This window comes from Pseudomonas sp. YL2, assembly GCF_023063025.1.
GTDB lineage: Bacteria > Pseudomonadota > Gammaproteobacteria > Pseudomonadales > Pseudomonadaceae > Aquipseudomonas > Aquipseudomonas putida_A.
Genome location: NZ_JAJSLU010000014.1, coordinates 117,678 through 136,148, shown reverse-complemented (window position 1 = coordinate 136,148; position 18,471 = coordinate 117,678). Strand labels below are relative to the sequence as shown.

The following is an 18,471-nucleotide window of genomic DNA, read 5'->3' as shown; positions in this document are numbered from 1 at the left end:
GCTGCCGAAGGCTGCGATCTTTTGATCTTAAACGTCAAAAGATCGCAGCCTTCGGCAGCTCCTACAGGGGTGCGATATGCGTCCGAAGATCCCCGTTTTGGAGACAGCTGCAGAGTTCAGTGTTGGGCTTTGTGATCCAGTGCGGCGTAGAAGTTGGCGCTCTGTTGCAGATACTTCTGGGTGTAGCTCTGGGTGTGGGATTTTTTGCTGCTGATTTCAGCGTTGGCACTGGCTGGCAATGCAACGGTCGCGGAGATGGCGGAAGCGGCGATGATCGAGAAGAGATTGAAGTTCATGGCGGTAACCCTCGTGTTCGGTTGGCTTGCTTTGCCCGGTTGGGCCGTGAAGCAAACTTAACGCTCGAGGGTTGATCGCTTGAAATGCTTTGTAGCATTACCGGATATCAGCGCGATTAATACAACGAGACAGGCCCCGTAAACCGGGGCCTGTGGCTTATTGTCGCACTAGAAACTTCAGATCGCTCGGGGCGTCCATCGGCAGTTTTTGCACGGTTTTGCCGAGCAGACCGGTCTTGGCGTCGCGCTCGACGACGACAATTTCGTTGCTCTTCTGGTTGGCGATCAGCAGAAACTTGCCGCTCGGATCGAGGCTGAACTCACGCGGGTGATCGCCTTCAACTGAGCGTTTTTGCAGCTCTTTGAGCTGTCCGTTCGCCGGATCGATGCTGAACACCAGCAGTTGATTGGCGGTGCCACGGTTGCTGACGTAGAGGAACTTGCCATCGGCCGAGGCATGCAGCGCGGCGGCGGCTTTGTCCGAGGTCGGCTGACCGGCGGCCAGATCGACCATTTGCGTCTGGGTCAGCACGCCGTCGTGGTAGTCGAACACCGCGACCTGCGCGCTCATTTCCATGGTCAGCCAGGCATGCTTGCCGTCGGCACTGAATAGCAGATGACGCGGGCCACTGCCGGCCGGCAGGCTCACCGAAGCGGTTTTCGCCGGGGTCAGCGGCAGGTCCGGGTTGGCCTTCGGGTCGAACTGGTAGATGAAGACCTTGTCCGCACCGAGGTCGTTGGAGAACACGTAGCGACCATCCGGCGAGGACACCGTCGAGTGCACGTGGTTCGAGGCCTGACGCTCGGGATTGACCCGGCTCGCCGGGTGCGCACTCATCTGCACCACCGGTTTGAGTTTGCCATCGGCGCCGACCGGCAACACCGCGAGGGTGCCACCCGGATCTTCGACCACCGAATAGTTGCTGACGAACAGATGGCTGGCATCGCCGCTGAGGCTCGAATGGGTCGGCTCGTTGCCCAGGCTCTGCACTTGATTGATCAGGGTCAGGGCGTGGGTCTTGGGATCGATCGAGTAGCTGCTGACACGGCCGACCGGGTCTTTCTGGCCGGGGCCGTTTTCATTGACCACGAACAGTTGCTTCTGGTCTTTGGACAGGGTCAGCCACGACGGGTTTTCGCTCTTCACCACTTGCAGCGGCTTGGCAGCGATCTGTCCGGTGGCGCTATCGAAATTCATTCGATAGATGCCTTGGCTGGTGCCGGCGGTGTAGGAGCCCACCAGCAATTGATAGGTCTCGGCGCTGGCACTGGAAAGGCCCATCGCACCGACACTGCCGGCCATCAGCAGTGGCCAGAATTTACGCATGTTCATTGATCATCTTCCTCGTCGTCGCTGCTGCTGACTACGTCGCCGACGCAGACCAGACGGTGCTCGCCGATGGTTTTGGTATCGCAGGCGTAGCCATTGATGAGCCAGCTCTGCAGGTCTTCATCAAACGTCGCCGCGGTAACCTGCGCCGGGGTGAATTCCCAATGCAGGGATTTTTTGCCATCCATGCATTCGATGTGCAGGTTGTCGTCTTCGTCGAGGGCGAATTCGAAGGCGTGCAGGCCGTCGATTTCGACCATGCCGCAGTGTTCGAGGGCGTTGAGAAGGGTTTGGGCAGTCATGGCAAACAGTCTTTCTTAGGGGGGAAAGGGCCAATGATAGCTCATTGTCGTGCCCGGCCCTTGTAGGAGTGAGCCTGCTCGCGATGGCGGTGTGTCATCCAACCAAGATGTCGAATGTGAAACCGCTATCGCGAGCAGGCTCACTCCTACAGGGGATTTGCGGTGTGGGTTAGAAGGCGTCGCGCGAGGGCTTGCCGTCTACCAGCCGCTGAATGCGCAACGGATTGCCATTCTTCAGCGGTTCCGGCAGCAAGCTGTCGGGGTAGTTCTGGAAACACACCGGGCGCAGGAAGCGATCGATCGCCAGCGTCCCCACCGACGTTCCGCGCGCATCCGATGTCGCCGGATACGGCCCGCCATGCACCATCGAATCACACACTTCCACACCCGTCGGATAGCCATTGAGCAGGATCCGCCCGACTTTCTGTTCGAGCAATGGTGTCAGCTCCGGGAAGCGTTCGAAGTCGTCCAGTTCGCCGATCATCGTTGCCGTCAGCTGGCCGTGCAGCCCATGCAACGCCGCGCTCAGCTCGGCCTTGTCCGCCACTTCGACGATGACTGTGGTCGGGCCAAATACTTCTTCCTGCAGCACTTCATCGCCGTTGATCAACAGGCTGACGTCTGCCTTGAACAGTTGCGGCTGCGCCTGACTGCCCTGCTGCGGATTACCCGCCAGATGCTCGATGCCGGAATGCGCCAGCAACTTTTGCAGACCTTTGCCATAGCTGCCGAGGGTGCCGGCGTTGAGCATGGTCTGCGCCGGTTGGTCGCCAATCAGCCCGGCGACTTGCTGGACGAAGGCGCTGAACTGCGGCGAGCGAATACCAATGACCAAACCCGGATTGGTGCAGAACTGGCCGCAGCCCTGCACCACTGAAGCGGTCAGGTCGCGGGCAATGGTTTCCGAGCGCTCAGCCAAGGCTTGAGGCAGAACGATCACCGGGTTGATGCTCGACATCTCGGCGAACACCGGGATCGGTTGCGGCCGCGCCGCTGCCATGTCGTAGAGTGCCCGACCGCCCTTGAGCGAACCGGTGAAGCCGACGGCCTGAATCGCCGGATGTTTGACCAGCCATTCACCGACGCCACCGCCGTAGATCATGTTGAATACACCGGCCGGCATCGCGGTTTTTTCGGCGGCACGAATCAGTGCGTCGGCAACAAGTTCAGCGGTTGCCATGTGGCCGCTGTGGGCCTTGAACACCACCGGGCAGCCGGCGGCCAGCGCCGCAGCGGTGTCGCCACCGGCCGTGGAGAACGCCAGCGGGAAGTTGCTCGCACCGAACACTGCGACAGGGCCGAGGCCAATGCGGTATTGGCGCAGATCTGGACGCGGCAATGGCTGACGATCCGGCAACGGCAAATCGATTCGCGCACCATAGAAATCACCGCGCCGCAGGACTTTGGCGAACAAGCGCATCTGGCCGCTGGTACGCCCGCGCTCGCCCTGAATCCGCCCCGCCGGCAGCGCGGTTTCACGGCAGACCAGCGCGACGAAATCATCACCCAAGGCATCCAGCTCATCGGCAATCGCGTCGAGAAACTGTGCGCGGCGCTCGGCGCTGAGGCTGCGATAGGCCGGGTACGCTGCGGCGGCGGCTTTGGCGGCGGCATCGACTTCGGCTTCAGTCGCTTGAATGAAATCGTACGGCAGCTGTTCGCCGGTAGTTGCGTCGACGCTGTGCAGTTGCACATTGCCCGCGGCGCTGCGCTGTCCGCCAATGTAGTTGTGACCGAGAATCTGAGTCATGGGAGCTCCTTAAAGGGTACCGATGCTGTCCGGTTGAAAAGCCGCTGCTGCCTGAGCGATGCCGTTGACCAGCGGGGCGCCGAATTCGGCCTGGCTGATTTCAAACTGGTCGCCCGGTTGGGTGCGAATGCCATCGGCGAACGACAGGGTCGCGGTGCCGAAGAAGTGAATGTGCACGTCGCCCGGACGCAGGAACTGGCGATATTTGAAGTGGTGGTATTCAAGGTTGGCGAGGCTGTGGCACATGTTGGCCTCGCCGCTGAGGAATTCGTTTTGCCACAGCACTTCGCCGTCACGCAGGATGCGACTGCTGCCGGCCAGATGTTGAGGCAATTCACCGGTGCGAAGTTCCGGGCCGTAGCTGCAACTACGCAGTTTCGAGTGGGCTAGGTACAGGTAATTCTTGCGCTCCATGACGTGGTCGGAGAACTCGTTGCCCACCGCGAAACCGAGGCGATACGGTTTGCCGTCGTGGCCGATGACGTAGAGCCCGGCCATTTCCGGTTCCTCGCCGGCATCCTCGGCAAACGGTGGCAACGGGAACGCCTCGCCCGGACGCACGACGATGCTGCCGTCGCCCTTGTAGAACCATTCCGGCTGCACGCCCGCCTGCCCCGCCGCCGGTTTGCCGCCCTCCACGCCCCATTTGAAGATGCGCATGGTGTCGGTCATTTGCGCTTCGTCGCCAGCCTGCTGGTGCATCTTGTCCCGCGCCGAGGCGCTGCCCAAATGCGTCAGGCCGGTACCGCTGACCAGCAGGTGCGCCGGGTCCGGGTGATCCAGCGGCGGCAGGATGCGCCGGTCTTTGAGCAACTGCGCATAGTCATGACTGATGCCCAGGCCGTGGGTTTGTACTGCCTGTTCAAGGGTGGTGCGGGCTTCGATGGCGGCCAGCGCGAGATCGCGTACGCTGCGGGCGTCCTGCACTTCGCGGATCAGCCCGTTGTCGACCACGCCAACGCGGCGCTCGCCGTTAATCAATTCGAATTGAACCAGATGCATATGTCCTCTCCTGTTTTAGTGGGAACACCGCAGCCCCCTGTAGGAGTGAGCCTGCTCGCGATTGCGGTGTGTCAATCACCATAAATATTGAATGTGCCGGCCTCATCGCGAGCAGGCTCACTCCTACAAGGGTCGGTACCAGCCAGTCAGGTACGGGTGGCACCGCGCGCACTGGCGGCGAACTGCTCGACCGGCAGCACGTGTTTGCGCTCAAGCACGCGGTAGACGATTCCGGTAAGAATCAAACCGAACACCATCACCCCGCTGAGGAAATACAGCCCCGAAGCCAGATTCCCGGTGTACTCCTTCAACGCCCCGATCACGAACGGCCCGATGTAGCCACCGAGGTTGCCCACCGAGTTGATCAGCGCGATCCCCGCCGCCGCACTCGCACCGGCAAAGAATCGTCCCGGCAAGGTCCAGAACACCGCGGTGCAGGAAAACAGCGCGAACGCCACCAGGCACAGCGCCGCCAGTTGCGCCACCGGCAGGGTCAGCCACGCGCTGAAGAACAGGCCCAGCGCACCCAGTACATAGAGCACCGCCAGATGGCCGTAGCGATCATTCATGCGGTCGGAGCTGCGCGGCACGATCAGCAGACCGACGATGCCAAAGATGTACGGCACCGCCGAGACAAAACCGGTCACCAGATCGCTGCCGCCGAACTGTTTGATCAGCGTCGGCAGCCACAGGCCGAGGCCATAAATACTCAGGGTCACCGGCAGGTAAAACAGCGCCAGCAGCAGCACGCGTTTGTCTTTGAGTGCATGCAGCGGGTTGCCGTGACGGGTCTGGCCGTATTCCTGCAAATCCTTTTTCAGTTCGCCGGTCAGCCAGTCTTTCTCGGCCTGATCCATCCACTTCACGTTTTGCGGGCCATCGGGCAGCCAGCGCAATACCGGCCAGGTCAGCAGGATCGCCGGGGTGCCGATGACGATGAACAGCCACTGCCAGCCGTGCAGGCCGAGGATGCCGTCCATGCCCAACAAGCCGCCGGACACCGGGCCGGTGATCATCATCGCGATCGGTTGAGAGAGGATGAACAGGCCAAGGATCTTGCCGCGATGGCGTACCGGGAACCATTGGGTGATGTAGTACAGAACGCCGGGGAAGAACCCCGCCTCCGCGGCGCCGAGCAGAAAGCGCATGACGTAGAAACTGTGCGGGCCCTGGACGAACGCCATGCCGATGGTGATCGCGCCCCAAGTGATCATGATCCGCGCGAACCAGCGCCGCGCACCGAAGCGCTCGAGCATCAGGTTGCTGGGAATTTCGAGAAGAAAGTAGCCAATGAAAAACAGCCCGGCACCGAGACCGTAGGCCGCATCACCGATGCCGATGTCGGCGCCCATGTGCAGCTTGGCGAAGCCGACGGCGGAGCGATCCACATAGGCGATCAGGTACAGCAGGATCAGGAAGGGAATCAGTTTCAGCGTGATGCGCCGGACAAGCCGCAGTTCCTGGCTCATGGGATCGGTCTCCGATTGTTGTTTTTATAGAACCTCGGGGGACGCCTCTCGCGGAACACCGCCAGGGCCAATCCCTCCGTCGAAAACGACTATATAGTAATACTAATTACCCAACAACACTTCCAAACCGTCGATTTTGCGCTTATGTTTAGCCGTGACTCGCAAACAATAGTCTTACAATAAGAGAATCGATCATGTCTGAGAAGAAACCCACCCTGCGCTCGGCCCAATGGTTTGGCACCGCCGACAAGAACGGCTTCATGTACCGCAGCTGGATGAAGAATCAGGGCATCGCCGACCACCAGTTCCACGGCAAGCCGATCATCGGCATCTGCAACACCTGGTCGGAACTGACCCCGTGCAACGCGCATTTCCGCCAGATTGCGGAGCACGTCAAACGCGGAGTGATCGAGGCCGGTGGCTTTCCGGTGGAATTCCCGGTGTTCTCCAATGGCGAGTCAAACTTGCGCCCGACCGCCATGCTCACCCGCAACCTGGCAAGCATGGACGTCGAAGAAGCGATTCGCGGCAACCCGATTGACGGCGTGGTGCTGTTGACCGGCTGCGACAAGACCACCCCGGCGCTGCTGATGGGCGCGGCCAGTTGCGATGTGCCGGCGATCGTCGTCACCGGCGGGCCGATGCTCAACGGCAAGCACAAGGGCAAGGACATCGGCTCCGGCACCGTGGTCTGGCAGCTCAGCGAGCAGGTCAAGGCCGGCACCATCACCATCGACGATTTCCTTGCAGCCGAGGGCGGCATGTCACGCTCGGCGGGCACCTGCAACACCATGGGCACCGCGTCGACCATGGCCTGCATGGCCGAAGCACTGGGCACGTCCCTGCCGCACAACGCAGCGATTCCGGCGGTGGATGCACGGCGTTATGTGCTGGCGCACATGTCCGGCATGCGCGCGGTGGAGATGGTGCGCGAAGACTTGCGCCTGTCGAAGATCCTGACCAAGGAAGCTTTTGAAAACGCCATTCGGGTCAACGCGGCTATTGGCGGTTCGACCAACGCGGTGATTCACCTGAAAGCCATCGCCGGGCGCATCGGTGTCGAGCTGGATCTGGACGACTGGACCCGTATCGGACGCGGCATGCCGACCATCGTCGACCTGCAACCGTCCGGGCGTTTCCTGATGGAAGAGTTTTACTACGCCGGTGGTTTGCCGGCGGTGCTGCGCCGTCTCGGCGAGGCCAATCTGATCCCCAATCCCAATGCGCTGACCGTCAACGGTAAATCGCTGGGCGAGAACACCAAAGACGCGCCGATCTACGGCGAGGACGAAGTGATCCGCACCCTCGACAATCCAATCCGCGCTGACGGTGGCATCTGCGTGCTGCGCGGCAATTTGGCGCCGCTCGGTGCGGTGCTCAAGCCGTCCGCCGCCACACCTGAGCTGATGCAACATCGCGGTCGTGCGGTGGTGTTCGAGAACTTCGACATGTACAAGGCGCGGATCAATGATCCGGAACTGGATGTCGATAAAGATTCGATTCTGGTGATGAAAAACTGCGGGCCGAAGGGTTATCCGGGCATGGCCGAGGTCGGCAACATGGGCTTGCCGGCCAAGCTGCTGGCTCAGGGCGTGACCGATATGGTGCGCATTTCTGATGCGCGAATGAGCGGCACCGCGTACGGCACGGTGGTGTTGCACGTCGCCCCGGAAGCGGCAGCCGGCGGGCCGTTGGCGGTGGTGCAGGAAGGCGACTGGATCGAGCTGGATTGCGCCAGCGGGCGTTTGCATCTGGATATTCCGGATGCCGAACTGGCGGCGCGCATGGCAGATCTGCAGCCACCGCAGCAGTTGTTGGCGGGTGGCTATCGTCAGCTGTACATCGATCATGTGCTGCAGGCGGATCAGGGCTGTGATTTCGACTTCCTGGTGGGTTGCCGAGGTGCGGAAGTCCCGCGTCATTCTCACTGACACCGCAGATCTACTGTAGGAGTGAGCCTGCTCGCGATAGCGGTCCGCCAGTTGGTATCCATGCTAACTGACACACCGCCATCGCGAGCAGGCTCACTCCTACATTTGGTTTGTGTACTCCCTCAAGATTGTGCCGTGCCTGCTATGATGCGCGGCATCTCCATCGCTCAGGATCGCGCCGTTCCCCATGGATTACCGCAAACCTTCCGACCGTAAAAGCATGCACTCGCGCATTGTCCAGGAACTGGGCATGCAGATCGTCTCCGGACGTTTTTTGCCCGACGACAAACTGCCCGCCGAAGCGCTGTTGTGCGAGGAATACGCGGTGAGCCGGCCGGTGTTGCGCGAAGCCACGCGGGTGCTGGTGGCCAAGGGGCTGGTGTATTCAAAACCGCGCGTCGGCACGGTGGTCAAGGCCCGTCGCGAATGGCACATGCTCGACCCGGACGTGCTGCACTGGCTGATGCAAAGCAGTCCGCAGAATGAATTCTTCAATGTGCTGACCAGTGTGCGCAGCATCATCGAACCGGCCGCTGCCGCCCTCGCCGCCCAGCACGCGACCGAGGCTGACATCGCGGCCATCGGCGAGGCCTATCAACGCATGGAATCAGCGCCGACGCCGGAAGCCTTGCTGCAACCGGACCTGGACTTCCACAGCCGCATCGCTGACGCGACCCACAACGATCTGCTGGCGAACCTGTGCAACATGCTTTCGGTGGCGATTGCCGAGGCGTTGAAGCATTCGAATCAACGGCCGAATCTGCATGAACTGGCGTTGCCGCGGCACAAGGCGATTCTTACGGCGATCGAGAACCGTGATGCGCTGGGTGCAAGGCATGCAACGCTGGTGCAGCTGGATGATGCGCGCAGTGCGCTGAGTGTTGTGCTAGGCACCGAGCTCTCCTGACACACCACAAATCCCCTGTGGGAGCGGGCTTGCTCGCGAATGCGGTGTGTCAGTCGGCACAAACTTATCTGACACACCGCATTCGCGAGCAAGCCCGCTCCCACAGGGGTTCAGCGTGAAGTTCAAGGCATGAAAAAGCCGCAACCCCAAGGTTGCGGCTTCGTCGTTTCAGGTATCCGGATCAGTGGGCGAACAACGAATTGCCCTTCTGCCCCGCCAGCTTTTCCGGTTTGATCAGGAACTTCGCCAGCGCCGGCAGCAGCCACAGCGCACCGAACATGTTCCACAGCAGCATGAAGGTCAGCATCAGGCCCATGTCGGCCTGGAACTTGATCGCCGAGAAGATCCAGGTGCACACGCCGATGGCCAGGCACAGACCGGTGAACAGCACCGCTTTACCGGTGGATTTCAGGGTCTGGTAATAGGCTTCCTGCAACGGCAGACCGGCGCGCAGGAAACTCTCCAGACGGCTGTAGATGTAGATGCCATAGTCCACGCCAATCCCCACACCCAGCGCCACCACCGGCAAGGTCGCGACTTTGACGCCGATGCCCATGAACGCCATCAGCGCGTTGCCCAGCACCGAGGTGAGCACCAGCGGCAGGACGATGCACAGGGTGGCCGCCCACGAGCGGAAGGTGATCATGCACATCACCGCCACGCAGATGTACACCAGGATCAGGATGGTCAGTTCGGCCTGTTTGATCACCTCGTTGGTGGCCGCTTCGATCCCGGCGTTACCGGCGGCGAGGATGAACTCCAGACCGTCCTTGTTGTTGGCCTTGGCGAATTCCTGCACCGCATGTACCGCACGGTCGAGTGTTTCGGCCTTGTGGTCATTGAGGAAGATCAGAACCGGCGCCAGCGAACAGCTGTTGTTGTACAGGCCGTCAGCACGGGCGATCGAGTTGTTCAGCACGTCCGGGTTGCGCGACAGGGTTTCCCATTTCAGGTTGCCCTCGTTCATGCCCTTGATCATCTGCTTGGACACGGTCACCAGCGAGATCGCCGACTGCACGCCCTCGGTGTTCTGCATCTTCCACATCAGCTCGTCGATCGGCGCCATCGCTTCGTAGCGCGAGCAACCTTCGGTGGCGGTCTTGACCATCACCACCAGCACGTCGGAACTGGTGGAGTAGTTGTTGATGATGAAGTTGTTGTCCTTGTTGTAGCGCGAGTCCGGACGCAGTTCCGGCGCGCCCTGGTCGAGGTCGCCGATTTTCAGGTTCTGGCTGTACCAGAGGCCGCCGCCGAAGGCGATCAGCGCCAGGGCGATGGAAACCGGCGCGACTTTCGGGCTGGCGAAGTTCGACAACATGCGCCAGAACGGATGTTCGCGATTCGCGTCCTTCTTGCTCTTGGCGATGGCGCGCTTGCTGATGCCGACATAGGAAATCGCTACCGGCAGCAGGATCAGGTTGGTGAACACGATCACCGCCACGCCGATGGAGGCGCCAATTGCGAGTTCGCGGATCACCCCGATGTCGATGATCAGCAGAGTGATGAAGCCGACGGCGTCGGCGAGAATCGCGATCATCCCCGGCAGGAACAGTTGCCGGAAGGTACGCCGCGCCGCGGTCAGAGCGTTGTCCGCTTCACTCGATTGCAGGGCGATCCCGTTGATCTTCTGCACGCCGTGGGAAATGCCGATGGCGAAGATCAGGAACGGCACCAGCATCGAGTACGGATCCAGCCCGAAACCGAAGAAGTGCATCAGCCCGAGCTGCCAGACCACCGCTACCAGTGTGGTGCTCAACACCGCCACGGTACTGCGCAGGCAGTTGGTGAACCACAGCAGCAGGATCAAGGTGATGACGAAAGCGATGCCGAAGAACATCACCACCATCACCAGCCCGTCGATCAGGTCACCGACCTTCTTGGCGAAACCGACGATGTGGATCTTGACGTTGGGGTTCTGCGCTTCGAACTTGTTGCGGATCTTGTCTTCGAGTTCATGGGAGAATTGGCGGTAGTCCAGCGCCAGCAGCTTGCCCTGATCCTGCGGGTCCGGGTAGGACTCCAGCAGCGGGATGTCGACGATGCTCGACTTGAAGTCATTGGACACCAGCCGCCCAACCTGCCCGGATTTGAGGACGTTGTTGCGCAGCATGTCGAGGCTGTCCGGCGAGCCATCGTAGCTCTGCGGAATCACTTCACCGCCGGCGAAACCCTCTTCGGTCACTTCAGTCCAGCGTACGCTCGGGCTCCACAGCGACTTGAGACCGGAGCGGTCGACGCCGGAGATGTAGAACACCTCGTCGTTGATCTGCCGCAGGGTCTCCATGTACTCCCGGGAGAAGATGTCGCCGTCCTTGGCTTCCACCGAAATACGCACGGTGTTGCCCAGGTTCGCCAGGTCGTTGCGGTGCTCCATCATCTTCTCGATGAACGGATGCTTGAGCGGGATCATTTTTTCGAAACTGGTGGACGGCCGGATCAGCGTGGCCTGCCAGAACAGGAAGACGCTGACCACCAGACAGATCAGGATCACGGCCGGGCGGTTGTTGAAAATCAGACGCTCGAGGAGCGTCGCTTTGTCCTGCTGAGGAGTGATCAAGGAAGTCATAGCCCCGCCTTCTTATTATTGATTTCGGCGCCGTTTGGCTGCGTGGTGTGCACGCCGCCCTGCCCGGTCAGAATCAGATTGCCGTCGCCGGCCGCAGTGACCGAGGACAGCGAGATGCGGTCCGGGCGGTTGAACACGCTGAAGGTTTCGCCGTTGTCGCTGCTGCTGATCACCGAGCCGCCGTTGCCGACGATCACAATCGAGCCATCCGCGAGCAGGGTCGCGCCGGACAGACCGAACTCCAGCGCACCGCGCGCGGCCTTGAGTTCGACCTGCTGCCAGGTGCTGCCGAAATCGCTGGAGCGGTAGAGGTTGCCGCGCAGGCCGTAGGCCAACAGAGTCTGCGCCTGCGCGGTGCCGATCACGCCGAACAGCGAGCCTTGATACGGGCCCTGGATTTTCTCCCAGGTCTGGCCCCAGTCCGGGGAGCGGAACATGCTGCCCTGCTCGCCGACGATGAACAGCCCGGCGTCCTTGACGGCGGCGATGGCGTTGAGGTGGAACTGATCCTGATTGTCGAGGCGGTCGCTGACGTCTTGCCAGTTCTTGCCGCCGTCGGTGGTTTCCAGCAGCGCACCGTAAGCACCGACCGCAACACCGTGATTAACGTCCTGGAACCAGACGTCGAGCAGCGGTGCTTCGCGCTTGAGGTCTTCGAACTGTTTGCTCCAGGTCAGGCCGCCGTCTTCGCTGGCGAGAATCTGCGCGTCGTGACCGACCGCCCAGCCGTGCTTGTCGTCGACGAAATACACCGCCGTCAGCAGTTGCCGGGTCGGCACCTTGGCCTGGGTCCAGGTCTTGCCCTGGTCATCGGAATAGAGAATGTGCCCGCGATCACCCACCGCCACCAACCGGGTGCCGGCGTGGACTACATCGAGTATCAGGCTTTTGGCGGCTTTGGCCGATTCGGTGGAATACACCCCGTCGGCGGGCGCTTCGGCGGCCAGCACGGGTGCCGACAAGACAGCACAGCCCAGCAGTGTGAGGGCTGTGGCCAGCAACGCGGTGTTGCGAAACGCCGGCGGGCGGCAACGACTCATAGACCTTCCCCTATTTATTATTGTTAGGCCATTGGGCCTTAGGGCGCCGCAAGGGTGCTCGTGGTGACTGATGGGTCACAAGCATAGCCGTGAAACCCGCAGTCCAGAGCGCCTTGGGAAGCTGGCTCATCCTATCGGGCTTTGGAAACGTCTGACAATCGGCGCCACGTTATCTTTTGTTAACCAAATCGGCGGGTGATTTCACTGTAGGAGTGAGCCTGCTCGCGATAGCGGTGGATCAGGTTAGAAATTGCCGTCTGACACACCGCTATCGCGAGCAGGCTCACTCCTACAGGGGGTGTGGGTGTTGTGGGATTTGAATACACCGCCATTCGCCAGATGGATGCGGCAAATCTTGCGTGGGGGACTTGCACGATCGGTATTATGGTATACCATCAGACGCACAGACACTCTCAATCCCCCTACGGAGCAGCTCATGAGTTTCGAAATTCGCAAGATCGTCAGCTATGTCGAAGAAACCTTCATCGAAGGCGGCAAGGCCACTGACAAGCCAGTGACCATGGTCGGGCTGGCCGTGGTGATGAAGAACCCGTGGGTCGGCAACGGTTTCGTCGAGGATCTGAAACCGCAGATCCGCGCCAACTGCTCCGACCTCGGCGCCATGATGGTCGAGCGTCTGGTGGGCATCATCGGCGGCGCCGAGAAGATCGAGGCGTACGGCAAAGCGGCAGTGGTCGGCGCCGACGGTGAGATCGAACACGCCTCGGCGGTGATCCATACCCTGCGCTTCGGTAATCACTACCGCGAGGCAGTCAAGGCCAAGAGCTACCTGAGCTTCACCAACAAGCGCGGCGGCCCGGGCACTTCGATTCAGATCCCGATGATGCACAAGGACGACGAAGGCCAGCGCTCGCACTACATCACTCTGGAAATGCAGATCGAAGACGCGCCGCGTGCCGACGAAATCGTCGTGGTGCTCGGGTGCGCCGACGGTGGCCGCCTGCACCCGCGCATCGGCAACCGCTACATCGATCTGGAAGAACTGGCCGCCGAAAAAGCCCAGTAATCACAATAAAAAGGCATTGCAGGAGCGCTCCATGATTCGGCTCACCGCTGAACTCACCCCGGCTGGCACCAGTTACCTGGCGACCGGCCAAGGCCAGCCCGTGGTCTTGATCCACGGCGTGGGCCTGAACAAAGAAATGTGGGGCGGCCAGATCGTTGGCCTGTCTGCCCAATACCAGGTGATCGCCTACGACATGCTCGGCCACGGCGCCAGCCCGCGCCCGGCCAGCGGCACCGGCCTGCTCGGTTATGCCGATCAGTTGCTGGAGCTGCTCGATCACCTGAATCTGCCTCAGGCTGCGGTGATCGGTTTCTCCATGGGCGGACTGGTGGCACGGGCGTTTGCCCTGCACTACCCGGAGCGCCTGCAAAGCCTGGTTGTGCTTAACAGCGTGTTCAACCGCAGTGAAGAACAGCGCGCCGGGGTCATCGCCCGGACCGCGCAGGCGGCCGAACACGGGCCGGATGCCAACGCCGAAGCGGCGCTGTCACGCTGGTTCAGCCGTGAATATCAGGCGGCCAACCCGGCGCAGATCGCAGCCATTCGTCAGACCCTGGCCGGCAACGATCCGCAGGGCTACCTGACCACCTACGAATTGTTCGCCACGCAGGACATGTACCGCGCCGACGACCTCGGCAGCATTCAGGCGCCGACGCTGATCGCCACCGGCGAACTCGACCCCGGCTCCACCCCGGAAATGGCCGAGCAACTGGCCCGACGCATCCCCGGCGCGAAGGTTGCGGTGCTGCCCGAGCAACGGCATATGATGCCGGTAGAGTCGCCGCGGCTGGTCAATCAGACGCTGCTGGAATTCCTGGAATACGCACACTCCCGACAAAACCCTATAAAGGGGATCGTTGCATGACACTCGCACGCTTCCAGATGTGCATCGGCGGAGAATGGGTCGACGCCCTCTCCGGCAAGACCTTCGAAAGCCTCAACCCGGCCAGCGCGCAAGCCTGGGCCGAACTGCCCGATGCCGATGAAGCCGACGTCGAACGCGCGGTGCAAGCAGCACAAAGCGCATTCGACAGCCCGGCCTGGCGCGGCCTCACCGCCACCGCACGCGGCAAACTGCTGCGGCGTCTCGGTGACCTGATCGCAGAAAACAAGGAACAACTGGCGCAGCTGGAAAGCCGCGACAACGGCAAGCTGATCCGCGAAACCCGGGGTCAGGTCGGCTATCTGCCGGAGTTCTTCCACTACACCGCAGGCTTGGCCGACAAGCTCGAAGGCGGCACCCTGCCGCTGGACAAGCCCGACCTGTTTGCCTACACCGTGCACGAGGCGATGGGTGTGGTCGCCGCGATCATTCCGTGGAACAGCCCGCTGTACCTGACCGCGATCAAACTGGCGCCGGCCCTCGCCGCCGGCAACACCATCGTGATCAAACCGTCCGAGCACGCCTCGGCGACCATCCTTGAGCTGGCACGTCTGGCCCTCGAAGCCGGGATTCCGCCGGGTGTGGTCAACGTTGTCACCGGTTACGGGCCGAGCACCGGCGCCGCCCTCACCCGCCATCCGCTGATCCGCAAGATCGCCTTCACCGGCGGCGCGGCCACGGCCCGGCACGTGGTGCGCAGCAGCGCCGAAAACTTCGCCAAGCTGTCGCTGGAACTCGGCGGCAAATCGCCGAACATCATCTTCGCCGACGCCGATCTGGACAGCGCGATCAACGGCGCCATCGCCGGGATCTACGCCGCCTCGGGCCAGAGCTGCGTATCCGGTTCGCGTTTGCTGGTACAGGACGAAATCTACGACGAGTTCGTCAACCGCCTGGTCGAACGCGCCCAGCGCATCCGCATCGGCAACCCGCAGGAAGATCACAGCGAAATGGGTCCGATGGCCACCGCGCAGCAATTGGCGGTGGTCGAAGGTCTGGTGGCTGACGCCCTTGCTGAAGGCGCGCGGTTGCGCACCGGCGGCAAGCGCCCCACCGATCTGGGTGACGGCTGGTTCTACGAGCCGACGCTGTTCGAGTGCGACCGCAACTCGATGAAGATCATGCAGGAAGAAGTCTTCGGCCCGGTGGCATCGGTGATTCGCTTTAAAGATGAAGCCGAAGCGCTGGCGATCGCCAACGACTCGCAATTCGGCCTCGCCGCCGGCATCTGGACTCGCGACCTGGGCCGCGCCCATCGTCTGGCGCGGGATGTGCGTTCGGGAATCATCTGGGTCAATACCTACCGTGCGGTGTCGGCGATGGCGCCGATCGGCGGCTTCAAGAACAGTGGCTATGGACGCGAAAGCGGCATCGATTCGGTGCTGGCCTACACCGAACTGAAAACGGTGTGGATCAATCTCTCTCAGGCGCCGATGCCTGATCCGTTTGTGATGCGCTAGGAGTCCTGCGACATGATCGAACCCGGCATTTACAAAGACGTCATGAGCTCGTTTCCGTCCGGAGTCACGGTGGTCACCACCCTCGACCCGGAGGGCGGCATCGTCGGCATCACCGCCAGCGCCTTCAGTGCGCTGTCGATTGATCCGGCGCTGGTGCTGTTCTGCCCCAACTATGCCTCCGACACCTACCCGGTTCTGCGCGACAGCAAGAAGTTCGCGATCCATTTGCTGTCCGCCGACCAGACCGCTGAAGCCTATGCCTTTGCTGGTAAAGGCAAGGACAAGGCCAAGCACATCGAGTGGCATTTGAGCGAACTCGGTAACCCGATCCTCGCCAAGGCCACGGCGATCATCGAGTGCGAGTTGTGGCGTGAATACGACGGTGGTGATCACGCGATCATTGTCGGCGCGGTGAAGAACCTGATCCTGCCCGAGCAACCGGTGACGCCGATGATTTATCACAAGGGCAAGCTTGGGCCGTTGCCAACCCTGGCCTGATTAACACACCCAAATCCCAATGTGGGAGCGGGCTTGCTCGCGAATGCGGTGGATCATTCAACATTGATGTCGACTGACACGACGCATTCGCGAGCAAGCCCGCTCCCACAGGGGAAACAGGGTGACAGGAGGAATGATGAGCATCGAAAAGTACGAAAAAGGTCTGAAAATCCGCATCCAGGTGCTGGGCGAAGCCTACGTGCAGCGCTCCATCGACAACGCCGACGACTTCACCCGACCGCTGCAGGAAATGGTCACCGAATACTGCTGGGGCCACGTCTGGGGCCGTGAGGGTTTGTCGCTCAAGGAGCGCAGCATGATCAACCTGGCGATGATCTCGGCGCTCAACCGCCCGCACGAACTCAAGCTGCATGTGCGCGGCGCCTTGCGTAACGGCCTGAGTCGTGAGCAAATACGCGAAATTCTGCTTCAGGTCGGTATTTATTGCGGCGTCCCGGCAGCCGTGGACAGTTTCCGGCTCGCCCGTGAAGCCTTCGCCGAAGCCGACGCCGAGGCCTCCAGTTAACCCCTCGGCTGTTTAGATGCCCGTCTGGCATGGACAGCCAACTTCAAGAGCGGACCCCATGAAACGCCAGCCACTCGACGACAGCTTCAAGGTCAATCGCAACCCCGTTACCCTGCGCGAAATCGTGCTGGATAAACTGCGTAGCGCGATCATGAATTTTCAGCTCATGCCCGGTGATCGTCTGGTCGAACGCGATCTGTGCGATCGCCTCGGTGTCAGCCGCACGTCGGTGCGCGAAGCCTTGCGTCACCTGGAGTCTGAAGGTCTGGTCGAGTTCGCCGATGCCAAAGGCCCACGGGTGGCGATCATCACCCTCGCCGATGCGGTCGACATCTATGAGCTGCGCTGCGTGCTCGAAGGCCTGATCGTCCAGCTGTTCACCTTGCGCGCCAAGGCCAAGGACATCAAGGCCCTGGAAAAAGCCCTCGACGAGAACCGCAAGGCGCTCAAGGACGGCGAGCTGCAACAGGTGATCGACTCAGTGCAGGGCTTCTACGACGTACTGCTCGAAGGCTCGGGCAACCACGTTGCGGCCACTCAATTACGCCAGTTGCAAGCGCGCATCAGCTACCTGCGGGCGACCTCGGTGTCTCAGGAAAACCGTCGCGGCGCCAGTAACCACGAGATGGAAAAAATGGTCGAGGCGATCAAGAGCGGCGATCCGCTGGCGGCGCATCAGGCCTGCGTCGATCACGTACGCGCCGCTGCCGCCGTGGCCCTCGATTATCTCAAGCGCAAACAGGAAGAGACCGGCGCCACGCCGAACATCACCCTGCCCATCGCGCTGAAAGAACCGCGTATAGGTCACTGACATGTTCAGCCCGAGCTTTTGCCCGAAATGCGGTGGCCCTGACCTCGGTCAGCAGGTACCGCCGGGCGATACGCACGAGCGCCTGATGTGCCGCGGCTGCGGCTACATCCACTATGTGAACCCGAAAATCATCGCCGGCTGCATCATCGAGCAGGACGGCAAATATCTCTTGTGCCAACGGGCGATCCCCCCGCGCCCGGGCACCTGGACGCTGCCGGCCGGCTTCATGGAAAGCGGCGAGACCACCGAGCAGGCGGCGCTGCGCGAAGTCTGGGAAGAAAGCGGCGTGCGCGCGGAAATCGTCTCGCCATACTCGATTTTCAGCGTGCCGAAGATCAGCGAGGTGTACATCATCTTCCGCGCGATCGCGCTGGAGATCACCGGGCAGTTCGGCCCTGAGACCCTCGACTACAAGTTCTTTGCCCCTGAAGACATTCCGTGGGAGCAGATCTATTACCCGGCGATCCGGCAGATTCTCGAGCGTTACATCGAGGAGCGTCAGGCCGGGGTGTATGGGATCTACATGGGCAATGATGACAGCGGCAAGATCCACTTTATCCGCTGAGGATCACCTTCGCCCCCGTGGGGGGGGGGGGCCCCGGCGGGGGGGGGGGGGGGGGGGGGGGGAAGAGAGAAGGAGAGTGGGGGTCCCCCGCCCCGCCGCGCCCCCCCC

General features: G+C 61.5%; 17 protein-coding genes. 9 read left to right on the top strand and 8 right to left on the bottom strand.

Translation table 11 applies throughout. From position 1 onward, the window contains the following. Positions 1 to 116 precede the first annotated feature (116 nt). The 6 genes from LVD08_RS19945 to LVD08_RS19920 form a co-directional block, all read right to left on the bottom strand. Entirely contained in the window at positions 117 to 296 is a 180-nt protein-coding gene (locus tag LVD08_RS19945; protein ID WP_097087152.1) for a hypothetical protein, read from the bottom strand. Between the two features lie 157 nt (positions 297 to 453). After that, on the bottom strand, positions 454 to 1,629 hold the full coding sequence (locus tag LVD08_RS19940; RefSeq protein ID WP_247269003.1) for a lactonase family protein: 1,176 nt from the start codon (positions 1,627 to 1,629) through the stop codon (positions 454 to 456). Then, complete coding sequence (locus LVD08_RS19935; protein WP_247269002.1) at positions 1,626 to 1,928, bottom strand: DUF5629 family protein; 303 nt, start codon at positions 1,926 to 1,928, stop codon at positions 1,626 to 1,628. The genes LVD08_RS19940 and LVD08_RS19935 overlap by 4 nt, the downstream gene beginning before the upstream one ends. Positions 1,929 to 2,097: 169 nt before the next feature. Continuing rightward, positions 2,098 to 3,678 carry an aldehyde dehydrogenase (NADP(+)) gene (locus tag LVD08_RS19930; RefSeq protein WP_247269001.1) on the bottom strand — a complete coding sequence of 527 codons (1,581 nt, stop codon included), beginning with the start codon at positions 3,676 to 3,678 and terminating at the stop codon, positions 2,098 to 2,100. 9 nt (positions 3,679 to 3,687) lie between these two features. Beyond that, entirely contained in the window at positions 3,688 to 4,680 is a 993-nt protein-coding gene (gene araD1, locus LVD08_RS19925; RefSeq protein ID WP_247269000.1) for an AraD1 family protein, read from the bottom strand. A 146-nt stretch (positions 4,681 to 4,826) separates the two neighbouring features. After that, the gene (locus LVD08_RS19920) at positions 4,827 to 6,149 is read right to left on the bottom strand and encodes an MFS transporter (RefSeq protein WP_007968618.1); all 1,323 of its coding nucleotides are present in this window, start codon (positions 6,147 to 6,149) and stop codon (positions 4,827 to 4,829) included. Positions 6,150 to 6,343: 194 nt separating this feature from the next. Between LVD08_RS19920 and LVD08_RS19915 the strand changes: the two genes are divergently transcribed. Both LVD08_RS19915 and LVD08_RS19910 read left to right on the top strand, forming a co-directional pair. Then, positions 6,344 to 8,080, top strand: coding sequence for an IlvD/Edd family dehydratase (locus tag LVD08_RS19915; protein ID WP_096797271.1), 1,737 nt, complete (start codon positions 6,344 to 6,346; stop codon positions 8,078 to 8,080). Between the two features lie 187 nt (positions 8,081 to 8,267). Next, positions 8,268 to 8,987, top strand: a complete 720-nt coding sequence (locus tag LVD08_RS19910; protein WP_027613080.1) for a FadR/GntR family transcriptional regulator — start codon at positions 8,268 to 8,270, stop codon at positions 8,985 to 8,987. Between the two features lie 181 nt (positions 8,988 to 9,168). On the opposite strand, the gene LVD08_RS19905 is transcribed toward LVD08_RS19910, so the two are convergent. Further along, positions 9,169 to 11,553 carry an efflux RND transporter permease subunit gene (locus LVD08_RS19905; protein ID WP_247268999.1) on the bottom strand — a complete coding sequence of 795 codons (2,385 nt, stop codon included), beginning with the start codon at positions 11,551 to 11,553 and terminating at the stop codon, positions 9,169 to 9,171. After that, entirely contained in the window at positions 11,550 to 12,593 is a 1,044-nt protein-coding gene (locus LVD08_RS19900) for a WD40/YVTN/BNR-like repeat-containing protein (RefSeq protein ID WP_103369118.1), read from the bottom strand. Before LVD08_RS19900 ends, LVD08_RS19905 begins: the two co-directional genes overlap by 4 nt. A 436-nt stretch (positions 12,594 to 13,029) precedes the next feature. Here LVD08_RS19900 and LVD08_RS19895 point away from each other — a divergent pair, with 436 nt between their 5' ends. From LVD08_RS19895 to LVD08_RS19860, 7 genes are all read left to right on the top strand, one after another. After that, complete coding sequence (locus tag LVD08_RS19895; RefSeq protein ID WP_025111640.1) at positions 13,030 to 13,620, top strand: amino acid synthesis family protein; 591 nt, start codon at positions 13,030 to 13,032, stop codon at positions 13,618 to 13,620. 31 nt (positions 13,621 to 13,651) lie between these two features. Next, positions 13,652 to 14,485 (top strand): alpha/beta fold hydrolase, encoded by an 834-nt coding sequence (locus LVD08_RS19890; RefSeq protein ID WP_096797226.1) that lies wholly within the window; start codon positions 13,652 to 13,654, stop codon positions 14,483 to 14,485. Next, positions 14,482 to 15,963, top strand: coding sequence for an aldehyde dehydrogenase (locus LVD08_RS19885; RefSeq protein ID WP_096797225.1), 1,482 nt, complete (start codon positions 14,482 to 14,484; stop codon positions 15,961 to 15,963). The genes LVD08_RS19890 and LVD08_RS19885 overlap by 4 nt, the downstream gene beginning before the upstream one ends. Before the next feature lie 12 nt (positions 15,964 to 15,975). Continuing rightward, a complete protein-coding gene (locus LVD08_RS19880) occupies positions 15,976 to 16,461 on the top strand; it encodes a flavin reductase family protein (protein ID WP_210558795.1) in 486 nt (161 codons plus the stop codon). 136 nt (positions 16,462 to 16,597) lie between these two features. Then, positions 16,598 to 16,987, top strand: coding sequence for a carboxymuconolactone decarboxylase family protein (locus tag LVD08_RS19870; protein WP_247268998.1), 390 nt, complete (start codon positions 16,598 to 16,600; stop codon positions 16,985 to 16,987). 58 nt (positions 16,988 to 17,045) lie between these two features. Beyond that, the gene (locus LVD08_RS19865; protein WP_007968636.1) at positions 17,046 to 17,798 is read left to right on the top strand and encodes a GntR family transcriptional regulator; all 753 of its coding nucleotides are present in this window, start codon (positions 17,046 to 17,048) and stop codon (positions 17,796 to 17,798) included. A gap of 1 nt (position 17,799) precedes the next feature. Next, entirely contained in the window at positions 17,800 to 18,363 is a 564-nt protein-coding gene (locus LVD08_RS19860; protein ID WP_098964282.1) for an NUDIX hydrolase, read from the top strand. Positions 18,364 to 18,471: the final 108 nt, after the last annotated feature.

Excerpts from the sequence above, each read along its gene's own strand:
- LVD08_RS19945 (WP_097087152.1), bottom strand. The coding sequence starts at position 296 with ATGAACTTCAATCTCTTCTCGATCATCGCCGCTTCCGCCATCTCCGCG.
- LVD08_RS19940 (WP_247269003.1), bottom strand. The coding sequence starts at position 1,629 with ATGAACATGCGTAAATTCTGGCCACTGCTGATGGCCGGCAGTGTCGGT.
- LVD08_RS19935 (WP_247269002.1), bottom strand. The coding sequence starts at position 1,928 with ATGACTGCCCAAACCCTTCTCAACGCCCTCGAACACTGCGGCATGGTC.
- LVD08_RS19930 (WP_247269001.1), bottom strand. The coding sequence starts at position 3,678 with ATGACTCAGATTCTCGGTCACAACTACATTGGCGGACAGCGCAGCGCC.
- araD1 (WP_247269000.1), bottom strand. The coding sequence starts at position 4,680 with ATGCATCTGGTTCAATTCGAATTGATTAACGGCGAGCGCCGCGTTGGC.
- LVD08_RS19920 (WP_007968618.1), bottom strand. The coding sequence starts at position 6,149 with ATGAGCCAGGAACTGCGGCTTGTCCGGCGCATCACGCTGAAACTGATT.
- LVD08_RS19915 (WP_096797271.1), top strand. The coding sequence starts at position 6,344 with ATGTCTGAGAAGAAACCCACCCTGCGCTCGGCCCAATGGTTTGGCACC.
- LVD08_RS19910 (WP_027613080.1), top strand. The coding sequence starts at position 8,268 with ATGGATTACCGCAAACCTTCCGACCGTAAAAGCATGCACTCGCGCATT.
- LVD08_RS19905 (WP_247268999.1), bottom strand. The coding sequence starts at position 11,553 with ATGACTTCCTTGATCACTCCTCAGCAGGACAAAGCGACGCTCCTCGAG.
- LVD08_RS19900 (WP_103369118.1), bottom strand. The coding sequence starts at position 12,593 with ATGAGTCGTTGCCGCCCGCCGGCGTTTCGCAACACCGCGTTGCTGGCC.
- LVD08_RS19895 (WP_025111640.1), top strand. The coding sequence starts at position 13,030 with ATGAGTTTCGAAATTCGCAAGATCGTCAGCTATGTCGAAGAAACCTTC.
- LVD08_RS19890 (WP_096797226.1), top strand. The coding sequence starts at position 13,652 with ATGATTCGGCTCACCGCTGAACTCACCCCGGCTGGCACCAGTTACCTG.
- LVD08_RS19885 (WP_096797225.1), top strand. The coding sequence starts at position 14,482 with ATGACACTCGCACGCTTCCAGATGTGCATCGGCGGAGAATGGGTCGAC.
- LVD08_RS19880 (WP_210558795.1), top strand. The coding sequence starts at position 15,976 with ATGATCGAACCCGGCATTTACAAAGACGTCATGAGCTCGTTTCCGTCC.
- LVD08_RS19870 (WP_247268998.1), top strand. The coding sequence starts at position 16,598 with ATGAGCATCGAAAAGTACGAAAAAGGTCTGAAAATCCGCATCCAGGTG.
- LVD08_RS19865 (WP_007968636.1), top strand. The coding sequence starts at position 17,046 with ATGAAACGCCAGCCACTCGACGACAGCTTCAAGGTCAATCGCAACCCC.
- LVD08_RS19860 (WP_098964282.1), top strand. The coding sequence starts at position 17,800 with ATGTTCAGCCCGAGCTTTTGCCCGAAATGCGGTGGCCCTGACCTCGGT.